The 17,283-nt window shown below is 68.4% G+C and carries 19 protein-coding genes; 9 read left to right on the top strand and 10 right to left on the bottom strand.

The features are described 5' to 3' along the window. The first annotated feature begins 152 nt into the window (after nt 1–152). Nucleotides 153–899 (top strand): phosphotransferase, encoded by a 747-nt coding sequence (locus AB0B82_RS15670; protein WP_360167694.1) that lies wholly within the window; start codon nt 153–155, stop codon nt 897–899. Here the strand turns inward: AB0B82_RS15670 and AB0B82_RS15665 are convergent. From AB0B82_RS15665 to AB0B82_RS15645, 5 genes are all read right to left on the bottom strand, one after another. Further along, on the bottom strand, nt 883–1,887 hold the full coding sequence (locus AB0B82_RS15665) for a TIGR03842 family LLM class F420-dependent oxidoreductase (protein WP_360167691.1): 1,005 nt from the start codon (nt 1,885–1,887) through the stop codon (nt 883–885). The two genes, AB0B82_RS15670 and AB0B82_RS15665, sit on opposite strands and share 17 nt — an antisense overlap. Before the next feature lie 10 nt (nt 1,888–1,897). After that, nucleotides 1,898–3,304, bottom strand: coding sequence for a dihydropyrimidinase (hydA, locus tag AB0B82_RS15660; protein ID WP_360167688.1), 1,407 nt, complete (start codon nt 3,302–3,304; stop codon nt 1,898–1,900). Nucleotides 3,305–3,316: 12 nt separating this feature from the next. Next, nucleotides 3,317–4,159 carry a nitrilase-related carbon-nitrogen hydrolase gene (locus AB0B82_RS15655; protein ID WP_360167685.1) on the bottom strand — a complete coding sequence of 281 codons (843 nt, stop codon included), beginning with the start codon at nt 4,157–4,159 and terminating at the stop codon, nt 3,317–3,319. A gap of 75 nt (nt 4,160–4,234) precedes the next feature. After that, nucleotides 4,235–4,909: a PhzF family phenazine biosynthesis protein gene (locus AB0B82_RS15650; protein WP_360167682.1), complete on the bottom strand. Its 675-nt coding sequence runs from the start codon at nt 4,907–4,909 to the stop codon at nt 4,235–4,237. 1 nt (nt 4,910) lies between these two features. Continuing rightward, complete coding sequence (locus tag AB0B82_RS15645) at nt 4,911–5,117, bottom strand: hypothetical protein (RefSeq protein ID WP_360167679.1); 207 nt, start codon at nt 5,115–5,117, stop codon at nt 4,911–4,913. Nucleotides 5,118–5,258: 141 nt separating this feature from the next. On the opposite strand from AB0B82_RS15645, the gene AB0B82_RS15640 reads away from it, so the two are divergent. Both AB0B82_RS15640 and AB0B82_RS15635 read left to right on the top strand, forming a co-directional pair. Continuing rightward, nucleotides 5,259–5,690, top strand: coding sequence for an SRPBCC family protein (locus AB0B82_RS15640; protein WP_360167676.1), 432 nt, complete (start codon nt 5,259–5,261; stop codon nt 5,688–5,690). Beyond that, on the top strand, nt 5,665–6,207 hold the full coding sequence (locus AB0B82_RS15635) for a TetR/AcrR family transcriptional regulator (RefSeq protein WP_360167673.1): 543 nt from the start codon (nt 5,665–5,667) through the stop codon (nt 6,205–6,207). Before AB0B82_RS15640 ends, AB0B82_RS15635 begins: the two co-directional genes overlap by 26 nt. On the opposite strand, the gene AB0B82_RS15630 is transcribed toward AB0B82_RS15635, so the two are convergent. Further along, nucleotides 6,188–7,339 carry a serpin family protein gene (locus AB0B82_RS15630; protein WP_360167670.1) on the bottom strand — a complete coding sequence of 384 codons (1,152 nt, stop codon included), beginning with the start codon at nt 7,337–7,339 and terminating at the stop codon, nt 6,188–6,190. The genes AB0B82_RS15635 and AB0B82_RS15630 overlap by 20 nt on opposite strands. A gap of 164 nt (nt 7,340–7,503) precedes the next feature. On the opposite strand from AB0B82_RS15630, the gene AB0B82_RS15625 reads away from it, so the two are divergent. The 3 genes from AB0B82_RS15625 to AB0B82_RS15615 are packed head-to-tail and all read left to right on the top strand — an operon-like array spanning nt 7,504 to nt 9,867. Beyond that, a complete protein-coding gene (locus AB0B82_RS15625) occupies nt 7,504–8,520 on the top strand; it encodes a permease (protein WP_360167667.1) in 1,017 nt (338 codons plus the stop codon). Next, on the top strand, nt 8,517–9,197 hold the full coding sequence (locus AB0B82_RS15620) for a TIGR03943 family protein (RefSeq protein WP_360167664.1): 681 nt from the start codon (nt 8,517–8,519) through the stop codon (nt 9,195–9,197). Before AB0B82_RS15625 ends, AB0B82_RS15620 begins: the two co-directional genes overlap by 4 nt. A gap of 34 nt (nt 9,198–9,231) precedes the next feature. Next, entirely contained in the window at nt 9,232–9,867 is a 636-nt protein-coding gene (locus AB0B82_RS15615) for a flavin reductase family protein (protein WP_360167661.1), read from the top strand. Here AB0B82_RS15615 and AB0B82_RS15610 read toward each other — a convergent pair. Further along, nucleotides 9,817–10,773 (bottom strand): EamA family transporter, encoded by a 957-nt coding sequence (locus AB0B82_RS15610; protein WP_360167658.1) that lies wholly within the window; start codon nt 10,771–10,773, stop codon nt 9,817–9,819. The genes AB0B82_RS15615 and AB0B82_RS15610 overlap by 51 nt on opposite strands. Before the next feature lie 73 nt (nt 10,774–10,846). Between AB0B82_RS15610 and AB0B82_RS15605 the strand changes: the two genes are divergently transcribed. After that, a complete protein-coding gene (locus tag AB0B82_RS15605) occupies nt 10,847–11,755 on the top strand; it encodes a LysR family transcriptional regulator (protein WP_360167655.1) in 909 nt (302 codons plus the stop codon). Between the two features lie 159 nt (nt 11,756–11,914). Continuing rightward, on the top strand, nt 11,915–12,928 hold the full coding sequence (locus tag AB0B82_RS15600) for a glycoside hydrolase family 5 protein (protein WP_360167652.1): 1,014 nt from the start codon (nt 11,915–11,917) through the stop codon (nt 12,926–12,928). Between the two features lie 77 nt (nt 12,929–13,005). Here the strand turns inward: AB0B82_RS15600 and AB0B82_RS15595 are convergent, their stop codons facing one another. Continuing rightward, nucleotides 13,006–13,875, bottom strand: coding sequence for a helix-turn-helix transcriptional regulator (locus AB0B82_RS15595; RefSeq protein WP_360167649.1), 870 nt, complete (start codon nt 13,873–13,875; stop codon nt 13,006–13,008). A 101-nt stretch (nt 13,876–13,976) separates the two neighbouring features. Between AB0B82_RS15595 and AB0B82_RS15590 the strand changes: the two genes are divergently transcribed. After that, the gene (locus AB0B82_RS15590; RefSeq protein WP_360167646.1) at nt 13,977–15,422 is read left to right on the top strand and encodes an MFS transporter; all 1,446 of its coding nucleotides are present in this window, start codon (nt 13,977–13,979) and stop codon (nt 15,420–15,422) included. Nucleotide 15,423: 1 nt separating this feature from the next. On the opposite strand, the gene AB0B82_RS15585 is transcribed toward AB0B82_RS15590, so the two are convergent. Continuing rightward, nucleotides 15,424–16,173, bottom strand: a complete 750-nt coding sequence (locus AB0B82_RS15585; RefSeq protein WP_360167643.1) for a pentapeptide repeat-containing protein — start codon at nt 16,171–16,173, stop codon at nt 15,424–15,426. Further along, nucleotides 16,157–17,278 (bottom strand): peptide chain release factor 2, encoded by a 1,122-nt coding sequence (prfB, locus tag AB0B82_RS15580; protein ID WP_360167640.1) that lies wholly within the window; start codon nt 17,276–17,278, stop codon nt 16,157–16,159. Before prfB ends, AB0B82_RS15585 begins: the two co-directional genes overlap by 17 nt. Nucleotides 17,279–17,283: the final 5 nt, after the last annotated feature.

The following is a 17,283-nucleotide window of genomic DNA, read 5'->3' as shown; positions in this document are numbered from 1 at the left end:
CGGTCGTACAGCGCGGTCGTACAGCGCGGTCGTACAGCGCGGTCGTACAGCGCGGGCGCCGACTCGGTCACCCAGACGCGCCCGCGGATCGGTCACACAAGAGCCGGAAAACCCGGCGACGGCGGCGGCCGTCGCCGGGATACTGAGCATCCATGGACGAGGTCGAGGTGGTCGTCGCCCACTCGGAGCGTACGACGCTGCGGGTCGGTGACGTGTTCGTGAAGGTGGACGCCGACCAGGCGCGCCTCGAGGTCGAGGTCGAGGCGATGGGCGCCGCCCCCGTCCCGACCCCGGAGGTGCTGTGGCACCACCCGCCCGCGCTCGCGATCGCCGCCGTACCCGGGGAGACGCTCGGAGTGCTCGGCGGTCCGGCGACCGGTTCGCCGGCGGGGTGGGCCGCGGCCGGTGCCGCGATCCGGAAGCTGCACGACGCACCGCTGCCGACCCGTGTCGGGGCGGCCGGCAAGAGTGCTGACACGTTGCGCGCCGACCTGGAGCGCGAGTGCGAGCTGTTGGTGAAGAACGACGTACTGCCGGCCGATCTGGTCGCCCGCAACCGCGAGGTCGCGGAGGCCGCGCTCCGGCCGTGGACGCCGAAGTTCACCCACGGCGACCTGCAGATCGCGCACATCTTCCTGGTGAACGACGAGGTCACCGGCATCATCGACTGGTCCGAGGCGGGTCAGGGCGACCCGATGAACGACCTGGCCGTGTTCACCCTCGGCCACGAGGCCCACCTCGACGAACTCCTGGTCGGCTACGGCACCGACGTCGACGTGGACGCGATCCGCGGCTGGTGGTCGATCCGCAGCCTGCTCGCCACGCGCTGGCTGGCCGAGCACGGCTTCGACCCGTTCGCCCCCGGCTGCGAGGTCGACGTACTCAAGGCGCGGATGTGACCGCCGGGATGATGTCCTTGCCGTACGCCGCCAGCGTCTCCTCCTTGGCGTCGTGCTGCAGGTACAGCGCGAACTGGTCGATGCCGAGCTCCTTCAGCTCGGCCAGCCGGCTCAGGTGGTTCTCCACCGGGCCGAGGATGCAGAAGCGGTCGACCACCTCGTCGGGCACGAAGTCGGTGTGGGTGTTCCCGGCCCGCCCGTGCTCGGCGTAGTCGTACCCCTTCCGGCCCTCGATGTAGTCGGTCAGCGCACGCGGTACGACGCCCGACGTGCCGTATCGCGCGACGATGTCCGCGACATGGTTGCCGACCATCCCGCCGAACCAGCGCGTCTGCTCACGCTGATGCGGTAGGTCGTCACCCACGTACGCCGGGGCGGCCACACAGAACTTGATCGCCATCGGGTCACGGCCGGCCTGCTCGGCGGAACGCCGTACGGCGCCGATCATCCAGGCCGCGATGTCCGGATCGGCCAGCTGCAGGATGTACCCGTCGCCGACCTCGCCGGTCGCGGCCAGCGCCTTCGGGCCGTACGCCGCCACCCACACGTCGAGCGCGCCGTCCTCCACCCACGCGAACTTGAGCTCCCGGCCGCGATACGTCACGGTCTCGCCGCGGGCGAGTGAGCGCACCACCTGGACGCACTGCTTCATCTCGTCGATCGTTCCGGGTCGCGCGCCGAGGGTGCGCAACGCCGAGTCGCCGCGCCCGATCCCGCAGATCGTGCGGTTGCCGAACATCTCGTTCAGCGTGGCGAACTGGGACGCGATCACGGTCCAGTCCCGAGTCCCGGGGTTCGTCACCATCGGCCCGACGACCACCCGCCGCGTCGACGCGAGGATCTGGCTGTAGATCACGAACGGCTCCTGCCAGAGCAGATGCGAGTCGAACGTCCACACGTACCCGAACCCGGCGTCCTCGGCCTTCCGCGCCAGCTCCACGACCGTGGACGCGGGCGGATCACACTGGAACACCACACCGAAGTCCACGCTTCCCCCTTTACATCAGGTACGACGACAGGCCGCGCTTGAGGAACTTCCCGCGACCTTTGCGACCGTGGTAGTTGCCATCGGCCACGACCACTTCGCCGCGCGAGAGCACCGTGGCCACGCGACCCTTGATCTCGACGCCTTCGTACGCCGAGTAGTCCATGTTCATGTGGTGGGTCTCGACACCGATCCGCGTCGTACCGTTCGGGTCGTAGATCACCAGGTCGGCATCCGATCCCGGCTGCACGATGCCCTTCTGCGGGTACAGCCCGAACATCCGGGCCGGCGTCGTCGCGATCGTCTCCACCCAGCGCTCCAGCGAAAGCTTGCCGTCGGCAACACCTTGGTAGATCAGGTCGACGCGGTGTTCGACGCCGCCGATCCCGTTCGGGATCTTGGAGAAGTCGCCGAGGCCGAGCTCCTTCTGATCCTTCAGGCAGAACGGGCAGTGGTCGGTCGACACGATCGCCAGGTCGTTGTTGCGCAAGCCCTTCCACAGGTCACGCTGGTGTGATTCGTGCTTGCTGCGCAGGGGTGTCGAGCAGACCCACTTCGCGCCCTCGAACCCGGGGGCGCCGAGTTGGTCCTCGAGCGTCAGATACAGGTACTGCGGGCAGGTCTCGGCGAACACGTTCCGCCCGTTGTCGCGCGCGGCCGCTACGTGTTCGAGCGCCTGACTTGCCGACAGGTGCACGATGTACAGCGGGCAGTCCTGAGCGACCTCGGCGAGCGCGATCGCGCGGTTGGTCGCCTCCGCCTCGAGCGCGGCCGGGCGGGTGATGCCGTGGTGGATCGGGTCGGTTTCGCCGCGTTCCAGCGCCTGCTGGATCAGCACGTCGATCGCGATCCCGTTCTCGGCGTGCATCATGATCATCGCGCCGTTCTCCCGCGCGGTCTGCATCGCGCGCAGGATCTGCCCGTCGTCGGAGTAGAAGACACCCGGGTAGGCCATGAACAGCTTGAAACTCGTGATCCCCTCGTCGGTGACGAGCTGGTCCATGGCCTTCAGCGCGTCGGCGTCGACCCCGCCGAGGATCATGTGGAACGCGTAGTCGATGTGGCATTCGCCGTCGGCCTTCGCGTGCCACGCCGCGAGCCCGTCCTGCACGACCTCGCCGGTACGCTGCACGGCGAAATCGATGATCGTCGTGGTCCCGCCGTACGCCGCCGCGCGGGTGCCGGTGTCGAACGTGTCGCTGGCCGCCGTTCCGCCGAACGGCAGTTCCATGTGCGTGTGCGCGTCGATCCCGCCCGGGATCACGTACTTGCCCGAGGCATCGACCACCTCGTCGACGGTGATCGTCGGGCTGAACGCCGGATCCAGCACCGCAACGATCTTCTCGCCCTCGACCAGCACGTCCGCGGCCCGGGTCCCGGTCGGTCCGACGACGGTTCCACCTTTGACGAGCATCGACATCCGCGGTCCCCTCTACGGTTTCGTCAGGTCTCCGTACGCATCGGGGCGGCGGTCGCGGTAGAACTGCCAGCGGTCGCGCACCGTGTCCAGCAGGCTCAGGTCCAGATCGCGGACGATCAGTTCCGGATCGTGATCATGCCCGACGTCCCCGACGAACTTCCCCTCCGGGTCGACGAAGTACGACGTCCCGTAGAAGTCGTTGTCGCCGAACTCGGACTCGATCCCGACCCGGTTGATCGCGCCGACGAAGTACTCGTTCGCGACCGCGGACGCGGGCTGCTCCAGCTTCCACAGGTACGCCGACAGGCCACGGCTGGTCGCGGACGGGTTGAAGACGATCTTCGCGCCGGCCAGCCCGAGCGCCCGCCAGCCCTCCGGGAAGTGCCGGTCGTAGCAGATGTACACGCCGATCCGGCCGACCGCGGTGTCGAAGATCGGGTACCCGAGGTTGCCCGGGCGGAAGTAGAACTTCTCCCAGAACCCCTTCACCTGTGGGATGTGCGTCTTCCGGTACTTCCCGAGATAGGTGCCGTCGGCATCGATGACCGCCGCGGTGTTGTACAGCACGCCCGGCTGCTCCTGCTCGTACACCGGCAGCACCATCACCATGCCGAGTTCCTTGGCCAGTGCCGCGAAACGCTCGGTGGTCGGGCCCGGGACGGACTCGGCGTACTCGTAGTACTCGGCGTCCTGTTTCTGGCAGAAGTACGGCCCGTAGAACAGCTCCTGGAAGCAGATCACCTTCGCTCCCTGCCCAGCGGCCTGCCGCGCGTACTCCTCGTGCGCCTTGATCATGGACTCCTTGTCACCCGTCCACGAGGTCTGAACGAGCGCAGCCCTGACAACCTCCGCCACAGCAACCTCCCCAAGTAGCTGAGCCCCCATGCTCCATCCGCCCAGCCCCACCCGTCAACGGATACGAGCCGCCGATCAGATCTCGACGGCGCGTGAAGGCGCAGGAAACACGTACCCGCCAACGGTGGCTTCGGTTGGGGGGTGCCAGGTGGTGTGGAGGTGGGAGCCGGCGCCTTGGACGACCAGGAGGTCGCGGGCGAGTCGCGCCGTCAGTTGGGTGACTGCGGAGCCCGTGGCCTCGTCTTCGGTGATGCCCATGGCGGGGGCGAAGGCTCGGGCTCGGACGATGCCGCGAGGCTCGTCCTGCCAGGACCAGACGAAGGTGTGGCCGGCGGTGTACGACGTGGGGTCCGCGGCCAGGACGTCCGCGGGAGACGGGAGTTCGCGCCACTCCCAGTTGCTGCCCCACGTGGCGTCGGCGCGAACGGCGAAGAGGTCGCCGGCGCGGGTGACGGGGACGGGACCGGCGGGGACGTGCAGGGTGTCGACCGGGTGGCCGTTCGCGTGCAACCAGGCCGCAGCGCCCACGGTGGGGTGGCCGGCGAACGACATCTCGCGCGTCGGGGTGTAGATGCGAAGCGTGCCCGTCGCGGCGTCGTCGACGTACACGGTCTCGCTGTAGCCGAGTTCGGCCGCGATCCGTTGCCGGTCAGCAGGCGGGACGAGCCGCCCGTCGACGATGCCCAGGGGGTTGCCGAACCGGCCGTCCGGGTCGGTGAAGACCGTGACGACCGCGACGGTGAGGTTCAACTCAGAGGACGGCGATCGCCGCGATGATCGCGATCAGCAGGACCGCGCCGCCGACGATCGCGAGCGTGCGGCCGTTGACCTTGGGTTCGGCCGTGGTCTCGGCCCGGCCCTCGTTGACGAAGGCCCGGAACATCTGGGTGTTCGCGCCCGGATCCTGCTCGTTCTCCACGTTCTGTGGGGCGTTGTGGGGAGCGTTCTGGTCAGCCATGGCCCAAGACCCTACCCGCAGGGCGGACCCCCACCACTCACCAAGGGCCGGGTTTTACCGACTGCTCACGCTCAGTCTGCCGGCGATCGACGCTCGGCAAGCCAGTTGGTGAGTGCTGCAGATCCGTGTACCGTTTGGTACATGCGCTTCGATCACTCCAGTACGATCCAGGCTCCCGCCGAGCGGGTCTGGCAGGTTTTCAGCGACGTCGAGCGGTGGCCCGAGTGGACGCCGACCGTCGATTCCGTCGAGCGACTGGACGCCGGCCCGCTCCGCGTCGGTGCCCGCACCCGGATCCGCCAGCCCAAGCTCCCGGTCGCCGTCTGGGAGGTGACCGAGTTCAAGGACGGCGAGTACTTCGAATGGGTGTCGAAGGCCCCCGGCATCAAGACCACCGGCGGCCACCGCGTGGTCAGTACGCCGGAGGGCACGCTGGTGACCGCGACGATCGTCCAGGAAGGCCCGCTCGGCCGGCTGTTCGGCCGCCTGTACGCCAAGCTGACCCGGGACTACATCGCGACCGAGATCGCCAAGTTGAAGGAACTCAGTGAGTCGAGCAAGCCTGCTGGATGACGCGATCGAGCATTTCGCGAAGCACGGGATCGGGGACGCGAGTCTGCGCGGTATCGCGGCCGCGATCGGTACCAGCCACCGGATGCTGATCTACCACTTCGGTTCCCGCGAGGGTCTGCTCGCCGAGGTGGTCCGATCGGTCGAGCAACAGCAACGCGACCTTCTGGCCAGCCTGGTGGACCTCCCGATCGCCGAAGCGGCGGAGGAGTTCTGGCGGCGGGTCACCGAGGCCGCGCTGGTCTACGGCCCGCTGTTCTTCGAGCTCAGCGCCCACGCCATGCAGGACCTGCCGTACACCGAGTCCCTCAAGGCCGACCTGATCAACGTCTGGTTGCCGCCGTTGATCGAGTTGTGCGTGCGCGCCGGCATTCCGCCCGAACAGGCACCGGCGTACGCGCGTCTCGGCCTGGCGGCATCCCGCGGTCTGCTGTTCGACCTGCTGCTGACGGGTGATCGCGCGGGCGTCGACGAGGCGTCCGCGCTGCTCAACCGGCTGTTCACGCTCCCGGTTCGGTAGGCCGCTCGACCCAGCCTGCGACGATCGGCAGCCGCGAGTCCCGCAGTACGGCGACGAACGCGAACGGCCGGTCCAACGTGACCTCGAGTCGGCGCTGCTTCCGGGTGATCATCGCGGCGCGCGTCATCGCCATCGCAGTCACTGCCGCGGCCTCGAACCCGGTCGCGAAGAACCGCGCCAGCACCTTCTGCCTCGCCTGACCGAGCCGCAGCGGCGTCGGACTGAGCGCGCTGAAATGCCCGTGCTCCCCAGGGTCCGACGTGACCGCGGTCAACCCGAACAGCTCCCGGTACGCCAGCAAATCGTGCTCGACCTCGATACTGAACGAGGGCAGCGACACCTTCAGGTCCGGCCGCGCGGACGTGGTCTCCCCGATCGACAACCCGGGCCCGGGGTTGGCCTCGTCGATCAACTGCGACCCCGGTACGCCGTCGTCCGGGTGGGATGCCGCGTCGAGCAGCGCGGGCAGCGCGTCGTCACCGATCCCGAGCAGTACGTCGACATCCGCCGCACCGCGGACCGTGACCACGGTGAGTTCGCCGTGTCGGCGTACCGCGTCGAGGTCGCTGTCCACACGCTCCAGCCAATGCCAGGATCCGGACCAGGGACCGTAGGCGATGCGGCGAACCTGTTCGGTGAACGGTTGGGTCCACGTGGTCCGCAGCAGCAGCGCCGACGCCAGCACGAGCATCACGTCGCTGTCCAGGTCGAGCGGCAGCTCGCGGATCAGGTCGTCGGTGTGTTCCGCGGCCCAGGCATCGAGCTTCGCCTTGTCCACGGCCACGTTGCCGGTCAGCAGCCCGACGAGCGGCGCGGGCAGGACGGAGTCGAACGTCTCGGCGAGCTTGAGTTCCTCGCTGATCCACACTCCGAGCGCGGCCTGCAGATCCGCTGACTGTTCGATGGTCTCGACGAGCCGGATCGCGTCGGTCGCCCCGGTCGCCGGGTCCACCCCCGCGGCCGCAGCCAGTTCGGTACGCCCTGGCTCGTCGGCACCGGTTGCCAGCATCGCCAGCAACGGCCAGAGACCGAGCCCGGCCACGACCGTGTTCTCCCCCGGCTTGTCGGCCGTGAGCGTCCGGGCCCAGCGGGTGGTCAGATCGTTGACTGCGCGCACCACGTCGGCATCCATACCCTCCACAGTGCCACGCCCGGATCCTCAGGCCATCACAATCGCGTGGCGGCGCGGGCGTAGAGCGTGCCGCGGGCGAGTCGGCACGGATTGTGATGGCCTGGAGATGCACTGACATCTGACGGTGATTTTCATTTCCAGTGCAGTTCTGCCACCATGCCGCCATGACCACGGCCGCACGCGACACCAAGCCGCCCGACACGCAGGAGGCAGGTTCTCCAGGGCAAGGGGCGTCGGTGGCGTTCACGGCGACGTTGGTGCTGCTGGTGGGGCTGGCGTTGTTCGGGCGGCGGTTGTTCACCACGTGGTTCACCGGGGACGGAATCCGGACCTGGGCGACGATGTTCGTCGGTGTGACGGTGCAGGCGATGCCGTTCCTGGTGCTCGGCGTACTGCTGTCGGCCGCCCTCACCGCGTTCGTCCCGGCGTCGTTCTTCGCCAAAGCACTCCCGAAGCGGCCCCTCCTCGCCGTACCGGTGGCCAGCGCGTCAGGCGTTGTCCTTCCCGGATGCGAGTGCGCGTCCGTCCCGGTGTCGGCCGCGCTGATGAGCCGAGGCGTGACGCCCGCTGCGGCGCTCGCGTTCCTGTTGTCGGCACCGGCGATCAACCCGGTCGTCCTGGCCTCGACGGCCGTGGCGTTCCCGGGACAGCCGAAGGTGGTGGTCGCCCGCGCGCTGGCTTCGCTCGCCGTGTCGATGATCCTCGGCTGGCTGTGGTTGCTGACCGGCAAGGGCGGGTCGTGGCTGCGAACGCCGACAGATCGGCATGCTCATGACGGCGGCAAGTTCGACGTGTTCCGGTCCGCGATGCTGCACGACTTCCTCCACGCGGGCGGCTTCCTGGTCATCGGCGCCGCGGCAGCTGCCACGTTGAATGTCGTCGTACCGCGCGCCTGGCTCGACCACGTCGCGGGCAACCTCCTGCTCTCGGTCCTGATCCTCGGTCTGCTGGCCGTCGTACTCGCAATCTGCTCCGAGGCGGACGCGTTCGTCGCGGCCGGTCTGACCCAGTTCTCGCTGACGGCGCGGCTCGCGTTCATGGTGGTCGGGCCGATCGTCGACGTGAAGCTGATCGCGTTGCAGGCCGGTACGTTCGGCCCGCGGTTCGCCGTACGGTTCGCGCCGGCCACTTTCGCGGTGGCGATCGGGGCCAGTCTGCTCGTCGGATGGTGGTTGCTGTGAAGCGCAATGTCGCCGGGTTGGTGATCGTGTTCGTCGGGGCCGCGTTGATGCAGCTCGCGATCTCCGGGACGTATCTGCGGTATGTGAAGCCCGGGATGCGGTGGATGCTGCTCGGCGCGGGACTGATCCTGATCGCGCTGGCGGTGGCCGACGTCCTGGTCCGGACGCGCGCCGCCCACGACCACGGTCTGCCGCGCGCCGCCTGGCTGATGCTGGTCCCGGTGTTCGCGCTGCTCGTCGTCGACCCGCCCGCGCTCGGTGCCGACGCGGCACAACGCCAGTCACCGGTCGCCGCGAAGCCGGTCGCTCCGCAAGGCGATTCGTACTGGGACTCCGAGGAATCGGCCGGCCCGCGGCCGATCGCGGTCCGGGACTACGCCGTCTGGGCCGTGTGGGAGAAGGACTCGATGCAGGGCCGGTCCTTCCAGCTGACTGGATTCGTGACTCCGGCGCAGAACGGCGTCTGGTACGTGACCCGCATCGGCATGACCTGCTGCGTCGCGGACGGTACGGCGTTCATGGTCGAGGCCCGCGGCCACGCCGCGCCGCCGAAGAACCAGTGGGTGACCGTGACCGGCGAGTGGGCTGAGCCGACCCGACGGGCCGACGGCGACGTCGCCGCGCTGACCGTCGAGACCGTCGAACCCGTCACCGCCCCGGCCAACCCGTACGAGTAACTCACACATCCTGGCGCCGCCGCGTTCCATCGTCATGAAGCGCACAGTCGAACCCAAGGTGCTGTACTTCGGTACGCCCGTTGTCCTGATCAGCTCGTTCAACGCAGACGGCAGTACGAATCTCGCCCCGATGTCGTCGGCGTGGTGGCTCGGCTACACCGCGATGCTCGGGATGGGGACGAGCTCGCAGACCGCCAAGAACCTGAGCGAACGACCGGAACTCGTCCTGAACCTGGTCGACCCGGCAATGGTGGCCGCGCTCGACCGGATCGCGCTGCTGACCGGATCGGAGGAGATGTCCGACTCCAAGCGCGCCCGCGGGTACCGGTACGAGCCGGACAAGTTCGCGGCCGGCGGGCTGACCCGCGAACCGAGCGAACTGTCCGGCCCGGATTCCGTTCTCGAGAGCCCGATCAACCTAGAAGGTCACATCGCGTCGATCACCGACATCGGCGGACCGGGTTCGCATCTGTGCGCGCTGGAGATGAGGGTCGAGCGGGTACGGATCCGCGAGGACCTGCTGATGAGCAACGACCGTTACATCGACCCGCTGCGCTGGGATCCGCTGATCATGAAGTTCTGCGAGTACTTCGCCGGCGGCGCACCGGCGTACCCGTCGTCACTCGCCAGCGGCTGGCAGATGCCGCCGCTGGCCGTCACCAACTCCTGACTCGACCAGCTCACCGGAGCCTGCCCGTACGGCGGAACGCGCAGGCTCCGGGGTGCGGCGCCGGATGATCGTGCAGGCCATGCCGCCGATGATCAGCAGCGCCGCGATTCCCTGCTGCACGCCGACCGCCTCGCCCCGCAGGATCCACGCCGCGGTCATACCGACCACAGGCACCAGCAGCGAGAACGGCGCGACCGTGCTGGCGTCGTACTGGCGGAGCAGGTAACCCCAGACGCCGAACCCGAAGAGCGTGGCCGCGAAGGCGAGGAACGCGATCGCGCCGACCCCACTCAGGTCGATCGTGCGGAGCGCGTCGAGATCCGTACGCGCGCCTTCGGTGAGCAGCGACAGGACCAGCAGCGGTACGACGGCGAACGCGCTGACCCAGATCATGAAGCGCAGCGTGTCCGGCGGCTTCGCGTACCGGGTGATGGTGTTCGACACGCCCCAGGCCGCGCCCGCGACGATCACCAAGGCGAGCGCGCCGAGCGGGGCGGACAGTGCGCGGTCGAGGACGATCAGGACGATACCGGCGCAGGCGACGACGATGCCGATGACCTGCGCGGGCCGCGGCCGTTCGCGCAGCGCCACGATCGCGAACAGGACCGTGAAGATCACCTGGCACTGCAGGACGAGGGACGCGAGCCCGGCCGGTACGCCGTGATCCATCGCGATGAACAACAACCCGAATTTCGTCACACACAACGCGAGCGCGACGCCGGCGACGTACCGCCAGGCGACCCGTGGCCTGCCGAGCACGAAGATCGCGGGGACGGCGGCGAAGAAGAACCGCAGCGCGGACAGCAGCAGCGGCGGAACGCCTTCCAGGCCGACCTCGATCACCACGAAATTGATGCCCCAGACAACGACAGCGGCGAGGGCGAGGATCAGGTCACGAGGCTTCATGCCGTCCAGTCTCGGTGCGCGTACACTTAAGGACCAGCACTGATTTCTACCGCGATCGATATAGGAGTGCTTCATGATCGATATCGGGCGCCTGCGCGCGCTGCACGCCGTCGCGCTGTACGGCTCGGTGAACCGCGCCGCCGAAGTGCTCGGTTACACACCGTCCGCGGTTTCACAGCAGCTGGCGAAACTGGAGCGCGAGACCAAGACGACCTTGGTGGAGCGCCAAGGTCGCGGCATCGTGCTGACGGATGCGGCGCACCAGTTGGCGTCGACCGCGGCACGCGTCCTCGAGCTGCTCGAGGACGCCGAGCTGACGCTGGAGGAGCAACGCGGTCAGGCGATCGGGACGCTCAGCATCGCCGCCTTTCCGACCGCGACGCGCGGGTTGCTGCCGCCGGTACTCTCCCGGCTGATCGACGACCAGCCGCAGCTGGATGTGCGGGTCCTGGAGACGGATCCGTTCGAGGCGGTGACCGCGGTGAACCGCGGTGAGATCGACATCGCGATCGTCCACGACTGGCACAACACGCCGCTCGCGCTGCCCGAGGGGTTGTCACGGGTCAAGCTCGGCAACGACCCGGCCGACGTCCTGGTGCCGGCGACGCATCGGCTGGCCGGCAAGGAGTTCGTCCGCGCCGAGGACCTGGTCGGTGAGCGGTGGATCTGCCAGCCCGTCGGGTCGATCTGCCACGAATGGCTGATTCGGACGATGCGGCGCGCCGGCGTCGAACCCGAGGTGGCGTACTCGGTCGCGGAGTACCAGACCCAGCTCGCAATCCTCGCCCGCGGGATCGGCATCGGCCTGCTCCCCCGCCTCGGCCGCGGACCGCTGCCCGACGGCGTGGTCGCCGTACCGCTGCAACCGGCGCCGAGCCGCCGCCTGTACGCCGTCTGGCGCACCACGACCTCCCGCCGCCCCGCGATCAGCGTCACGCTGGCCACCCTCAAAACCGCCTGGCCCGACCGCGACACCGCCTGACTCATGGCACTCCGCGCCCCGTGACCAGCCTCGGCGTAGGCCTTGGCGGTTGATCACTTGGTGCAACCAGTTGACAGCGCTTCGCGTCTGCGGCTACCTTCGCGAGACTATTAGGAAACCTTCCTATTCATCCTCCCCGACGCCCCCTCGGAGGACCTCATGCTCCACTCGCTCCTGGCCGGCGCCCTGCTGGCCGCCTCCGCCCTCCTCCCGCTTCAGACGACCCCCGCCTCGACCAGCGATCCAGCCGCTGACACCCCGGTCGGCCGCAACGGCCAACTGCACGTCTGCGGCACCAAGCTGTGCAACGAACGCAACGAGCCCGTTCAGCTCCGCGGCATGAGCACGCACGGCCTGCAGTGGTACGCCCACTGCCTCAAGACCGCCTCCCTCGACGCGCTGGCCAACGACTGGAAGGCCGACATCCTGCGCATCTCGCTGTACGTGCAGGAGGGCGGCTACGAAACCGACCCGGCGCGGTTCACCAACCTGGTGAACAACCTCATCGAAGAGGCGACCAGGCGCGGCCTCTACGCGCTCGTCGACTGGCACCAACTCGACCCCGGCGACCCGAACGCGAACCTTACCCTCGCCAAGCAGTTCTTCACCGAGATCGCCGAGCGGCACCAGAACAAGAACAACATCATCTACGACATCGCCAACGAGCCGAACGGCGTCAGTTGGAGCGGAATCAAGTCCTACGCCGAGCAGATGGTGCCGGTGATCCGCGCCAAGGACCCCGACAGCGTGATCTTCGTCGGCACCCACGGCTGGGCGTCGCTCGGGGTCTCCGACGGACGCAGCGAGGCCGACATCATCAACAACCCGGTGAACGCGTCGAATCTGATGTACACGTTCCACTTCTACGCGGCGTCGCACAAACAGGAGTACTTCGACGCCCTGGCCCGCGCCGCGGACCGGATCCCGTTGTTCGTGACCGAGTTCGGCACGCAGACGTACACCGGTGACGGCGGCAACGACTTCACCTGGTCACAGAAGTACCTGGACTTCCTGGCGAGCAAGCAGATCGGCTGGACGAACTGGAACTTCTCCGACGACTTCCGCTCCGGCGCGGTCTTCAAACAAGGCACCTGCAACGGCAACGACTTCGCCGGTACGGCGATGCTGAAACCGGCCGGCGTCTGGGTGCGCGACCACATCCGCAACCGCTGACGCCCGACCGAAGCTCCCCGGCCGTCCTGCCCGGCGGCCGGGGCCTGCCGGCGAGGAGTCCGTCCGACCGGGGCCCGTCAGGCCTGGGCGGCGACGATCCGCTCGAGTTTGGCCGCGCTCTCCTCGTCGAACGGCGTGTAGACGGTGGCCCGGAACGGCCCGAGCTGCGACAGCCACAGGTTCAACGGCTCGATCTTCAGCAGACCGTACCCGTCGACCTCGATCATCTTCGTCCGGATGCTCGGCTGCGCGACGTCGTACCGCTCCCAGAGCTCGGCGAACTCCGGCGAGCTGCTCAGCAGGCCCCGGATCAGTTCCTGCCAGAGGCTGTCGCCGAGATGGTCGGCCGACGCCGTCCGGAAGGCCGCGACCAACTGGTGTTTGGTCGACTGCCCGTCGAGGAAGTTGCACCGCCACTGGTCGCAGACGAAGTTCAGCCAGAGCATGTTGCGTTCCTCGATCGGCACCTGCTCGAGATCGAGGACCACCCGGCAGTACGCCGCGTTGAACGCGAGGATGTCGTACCGCTCGTTGAGCACCACCGCGGGGTACGGCGTCAGCGCGTCGAGCGTGCGCTGCACCGAAGGCGGCAAGGCCGAGCAGGCACCCTGCGTCGGCCCGACCCGCAGCCCGGCCAGCCGGAACAGGTGACTGCGCTCCAACCGGTCGAACTTCAGCGCGGTCGCGATCGCATCCAGCACCTGCGCGGACACGTTGATGTCGCGGCCCTGCTCGAGCCACGTGTACCAGGTCACGCCGACGCCGGCGAGCAGCGCAACCTCCTCGCGGCGCAGTCCCGGCGTACGGCGGCGGCCGCCCGGCGCGAACCCGACCTCGTCGGGGCGGATCCGCTCCCGGCGGCTGCGCAGGAAGACCCCGAGCTCTCGCCGCCGAGCCACTTCCTGGGTGCCGCCGGTCACATCGGTGGCGGCTGGGGCAGTCGTCATGGTTCCATCATGACCGGGCGCACAACCGGGTGCCAGGTAGTGTCAGTAATAGGATCACCAGGCTCTCACCACCAGGCTCGCAGTTCGGTGAGGCTGGGCGCATGACAGATCAGCTCCAAGCCACCACAACCCCGGTCGCGTCCCCGGTCGCTTCCCCCGCGCAGCTCGGCCTGGGCGCGGTGGCCCTCATCAGCCTGCTCTTCGGCTCGCTGCTGCCGATGCTCTCGTTCTTCATGGTGAACGTGTCCTTGCCCGCGCTCGCCGCCGACCTGCGCGCCGACGCGGGTCAGCTGCAGCTCGTGGTCGGCGCCTACGGCATCGCGCTGGCCACGCTGCTGGTGGTCGGCGGCCGGCTGGGCGACAGCTTCGGCCGCCGGCGCCTGTTCCTGCTCGGGCTCAGCGGCTTCACCGCCGCAGCGCTGATCTGTGCGGTCGCACCGACCATCGGCGTCCTGCTGGCCGCCCGCATCGTGCAGGGCATCTCGGGCGCCGCGATCACCCCGCAGGTCCTGGCGTCGATCACCAGCCTGCTCGCCGGCGAACACCGGGCCCGCGGGATGGCGATGTTCGGCGTCGCCAACGGCATCGCCGCGGCCCTCGGACAGATCCTCGGCGGCATCCTGATCGAGGCGAACGTCTTCGGCCTCGGCTGGCGCGCAGTGTTCCTCATCTTCGTCCCGCTGGGCGTCCTCGCGATCGCCACGGCCGCGAAGGTGCTCCCGGACAGCAGAGCGGAGCAGTCGCACCGCGTCGACCTCGTCGGCGCCGCACTGCTCGCATTGACGCTGGTACTGCTGCTCCTGCCGCTCACCGAAGGTAGGCCGCTCGGCTGGCCACTGTGGACCTGGCTCTGCCTGGCTGCGGTCATTCCGGCGACAGCGCTACTCGGCGCGCACCAACACCGCGCCGAGCGTTCCGGACAGGCCCCACTGATCCCACCGACCGTACTGCGTCTGCGTGCGATGCGGATCGGTCTACTCCTGGCGGTGGGTTTCTTCACCACCTTCGGTGGGTTCATGTTCTGCTTCGCACTGGCAACACAGGGCGAAGCCGACATGTCCCCACTGGAAGGCGGACTGAGCCTGTTGCCGATGGCAATCGGCTTTCTGATCACCTCGATCTACGGACCGCGGCTGCAGCAGCGCTACGGCTCCGGACTCATTCTGCGTGGCTGGATCGTCCAGGCCGTCGGCTACGCCATTCTCGCTGTTGTGGCGCTGACCCTGTGGCCGCACGTCACCCCAGTCACCATCGGTGCACCGCTTCTGGTGACCGGTCTGGGCTCCGGACTCGTAATGGTCCCGCTGATCGGCAGCGTGGTCGGCCAGGTTCCTTCGACGCAAGCAGGCATGGGCAGCGGCATCCTGCTCACCACACAGCAGACCTGTCTGGCACTAGGTGCAGCAACGGTCGGTACGGCGTACCTCACCGCCGCAGGCACCTCGTGGGGACAGGGTGGCGCGCTGACCGCCGTTGCGCTGGCCATCACCGTCATCTCGCTGCTGATGACTCCGGTGACGCACCTGCTGCGGACGAACCAGTCCTGAGCTACCAGTGCGCGGGACGGGTCAGACCCGCCGGGAGCAGCGTCTTGGCGTCGCCGCGAGCGGCGTTGACCTGCGACTGGGTGACGAACAACGCCCCGGTCAGGTCGGCGCCGCGCAGATCGGCGTCCCGCAGGTCGGCACCGATCAGGTCCGCCTGGCGGAGGTTCGCGCCGCGCAGATCGGCGCCGATCAGGTAGGCGCCGCGCAGATTCGCCTTCGCGAGGTCGGCGCCACGGAGGCGGGCTCCGATAAGGTCCGCGCCGCGGCGCTCCTTCGACTTCGGCTGCTTGCCGCGTACCTGCCGGCTGGTCTCCAGCAGCAGCTCGTTGACCACCGCGCGCTCCGAATCGACATCGACGCTGGTGAGATCCGGCGTACGGCTCACCGCCTCTACCCGGTCAATGGCCGCTTGTGCTTGGTCGGAGTACTCCAGCGCCTCGGTGAGGTACCAGAGCAGCTCGTGCAGCTGGCGCAGGATCGGCAGTGCGGCGTACATCTGCGGGCCTGGCGTGCCCAGCCGCTGCGAGATCGCCTGCCCCGCGCCGAAGCAGTCGTAGACGGTGCAGCCCGGGAATCCCTCGTCGCGCAACCTGCTGTGGATCGTGCAGCGGTGGTCGCCGTCCAGGTTCGGGCAGGCCTCACCCGCGGACTTGTCGATCGCGAAGTCCGCGGATCTGCTGAACGTCAGCGCGATACAGCAGAGGCCGAAACAGCTACCGCAGTCGGCGCGCAGGTCAGTTCTGCTCGGCAACCGTCTGGCCGGTGCGGCGCCAGCGGATGCCGGCCTCGATGAAGTCGTCGATCTCACCGTCGAACACACCCGAGGTGTTCCCGGACTCGTACTGCGTCCGCAGGTCCTTCACCATCTGGTACGGGTGCAGGACGTACGAGCGCATCTGGTCGCCCCACGAGCCGGCCACGTCACCGCGCAATGCGTCCAGCTGAGCCCGCTCCTCGGCCTTCTTCAGCGCGAGCAGCTTGGCCTTCAGGATGACCATCGCGCTGGCCTTGTTCTGCAGCTGGGACTTCTCGTTCTGGCAGGAGACCACGGTGCCGGTCGGGATGTGCGTGATCCGGACCGCGGAGTCGGTGGTGTTCACGCTCTGGCCACCCGGGCCGGACGAGCGGTAGACGTCGATCCGCAGCTCTTCCTCCGGGACGTCGATCTCATCGGTCTGCTCGAGCACCGGCACCACCTCGACCGCCGCGAACGACGTCTGCCGACGGCCCTGGTTGTCGAACGGCGAGATCCGCACCAGGCGGTGCGTCCCGGACTCGACACTCAGCGTGCCGTACGCATACGGCGCCTTGACCGCGAACGTGGTCGACTTGATCCCAGCCTCTTCGGCGTACGACGTGTCGTACACCTCGGTGGCGTACCCGTGCCGCTCGGCCCAGCGCAGGTACATCCGCTGCAGCATCTCGGCGAAGTCCGCGGCATCCACACCGCCGGCGCCGGACCGGATCGTGACCAGCGCCTCGCGCTCGTCGTACTCACCGGACAGCAGCGTGCGGACCTCGAGCGACTGGATCGCCTTGGCGACCGACCCAATCTCCTTCTCCGCCTCGGCCAGGCTGTCCGCGTCGTTTTCCTCGCGGCCGAGCTCGATCAGGGCCCCGATGTCGTCGAGCCGGCCGCGCAGCGCGGTCACCCGCTCGACGTCGGCCTGCAAGCTGGACAGTCGCGACGTCACCTTCTGCGCGTTCGCCTGGTCGTCCCAGAGATCGGGCGCAGCGACCTGCTCACCGAGCTCGTCGATCTCCTTGCGCAGCGCAGGGAGATCCATCACCTTCTCGATCGAGGTCATCGTCGCGTCGAGCTGTTTCAGCTCCGCGTCAAAATCCAGTCCAGCCACAACCA

This window comes from Kribbella sp. NPDC048915, from assembly GCF_040649595.1.
Taxonomy (GTDB): domain Bacteria; phylum Actinomycetota; class Actinomycetes; order Propionibacteriales; family Kribbellaceae; genus Kribbella.
Note: the sequence above shows the minus strand (reverse complement) of the source record. Positions and strands in the feature narration are given on the sequence as shown.